Raw genomic sequence first — 1,900 nt, forward strand, 5'->3', positions numbered from 1 at the left:
CGCGGCGTGACGCGCGGGTCTCCCGGGTCCGGGCCGCAGGCGGGCGCGCAGTCTGGCGCGCAGCCTGGCGCACAGGTGGGCGCGCGGGTGGGCGGTCCGGCGGGTCAGCGGGGCGGCCGGCAGGTGGTGATGTTCCGGATCGGCACGGAGAGCTTCGCGCTGGAGGCCGGGATGGTGCGCGAGATCATCGACCCGATCCCGGCGACCCGGGTGGCGGGCGCGCGGGCGCATGTCGACCGGATCGTGAACGTGCGCGGCAACGTCGTGCCGCTGGCCGACATCCGCGGGCGGTTCGGGATGCCGGCGGCGGCCGACAGCCCGGACACGCGCTTCCTGGTCCTGGAGGTGGCGGTGGCGGGCGATCCGGTGGTGGTCGCGCTGGTGGCCGACAAGGTGTTCGCGGTCACCGAGGTCGACCCGGCCGCCTGCGAGGCGGTGCCGCCGGTCGGGACGACGTGGCGGCCCGAGTACATCCGCGCGATCGTCAAGGCGGGCGACGACTTCATCATCGTCCCCGACCTCGAGCAGATCCTCAACTGAAGTCCTGGTGCAGTCTTCTCGAAGCGTTGTGTGCGTAGGGGTGAGTACGATGCGTTTCTCGATCAAGGCCAAGCTCGGGGTCGGCTTCGGCGCGATCCTCGTCCTCCTCGGGGCCGCCAGCGGCGTCGGCTACCAGCGGCTCACCGCGGCCGACGCCACGATGAAGTACGTCCTCAGCCGCGCCGAGGTGCAGAAGCTGGTCCTCGAGGGCAAGGCGAACGCCATCCGCGCCGGGTTCAACGTCCGCGGCGCCCTGCTCAGCCCGGACGAGGCGCAGATGGCGGAGTTCGCCAAGCGCGTGACGAACAACCGGGCCGACGCCATGGCGGCCCTGGCCAAGGTGAGGCCGCTCCTCATGTCCGACGAGGGCCGGCGCCTGTTCGAGGACTTGATGGGCAAGTTCGAGAAGCAGACCGACCTGGGGACCCGCGCCCTGGAGATGACCCGCGAGAACTCGAACGGGAAGACCTGGGCCGAGATCAATGCCGCGGGTCGCCCGGCGCTGGCCGCCCTGCGCACGGACCTCGACGCCCTGATCGTCGCGCCGGCGGACGCCCAGAACCCCGCCGCGGACCGGCTGGCGCGGGTCGCCGCGGTGTTCAAGAGCCGGGTGGAGCGGGCCTGGGGCCAGCTCACCTCCGCGACCGGGACGACGAGCGCCGAGGCGCTGCAGCAGCGCGTCGCCCTCGCCAAGCAGTCGCGCGAGGAGATCAACCGCTCCCTGGAGGAACTCGCCCCGGCGGCCCAGACGGCGGGCGTCGCCGTCGCGGGCGTCCGCGAGCGGTTCGCGACCTGGGCGGCCTCGTTCCAGCGCGCGCTGGCCGTCGTGGAGACCGGGACATCGGTGAAGGCGGCCGAGCTGGCCTCGGGTGACTACGCGAAGGTGAGCACGACCGCGATCGACGCGTTCGAGGCCCTGGCCGAGCGGCAGAAGCGCTTCATGGACGAGGCCGCGGTCCAGGCCAACGCGGAATCGGCCCAGGGTCAGACCATCCTGCTGACCGTGGCGGCGGCGGCCCTCCTCCTCGGCCTCGGCATCGCCACCTGGCTCGCCCTCTCGATCTCCCGCGGGCTCGGCCGCGCCGTGACCCTGGCCGACGCGGTGGCCATGGGCGACCTGAGCCAGACCGTGAGGGTCACCTCGAACGACGAGCTCGGCGACCTCGTCGGCGCCATGGGCCGCATGACCGAGAACCTGAACGCGACGGCCGCGCTCGCCAACGCCATCGCGCGGGGCGACCTCACGGTCGAGGCCAGGCCGCTCTCCGACAAGGACACGATGGGCCTCGCCCTGCAGACCATGCTGACGAAGCTGCGCGCCGTCGTGGCCGAGGCGAGCGCGGCGGCGAGCAACGTGTCC

At 72.9% G+C, this 1,900-nt stretch carries 2 protein-coding genes; both read left to right on the forward strand.

The annotated features are described in order from the left end of the window. A partial coding sequence (locus ME121_RS32665) for a chemotaxis protein CheW (RefSeq protein WP_491892956.1) occupies nucleotides 1-540 on the forward strand: 540 nt, incomplete at its 5' end. Nucleotides 541-589: 49 nt separating this feature from the next. Further along, a partial coding sequence (locus ME121_RS32670; RefSeq protein ID WP_491892957.1) for an MCP four helix bundle domain-containing protein occupies nucleotides 590-1,900 on the forward strand: 1,311 nt, incomplete at its 3' end.

It is taken from the genome of Methylobacterium sp. ME121 (genome assembly GCF_000974725.1).
Classification (GTDB): Bacteria; Pseudomonadota; Alphaproteobacteria; order Rhizobiales; family Beijerinckiaceae; genus Methylobacterium; species Methylobacterium radiotolerans.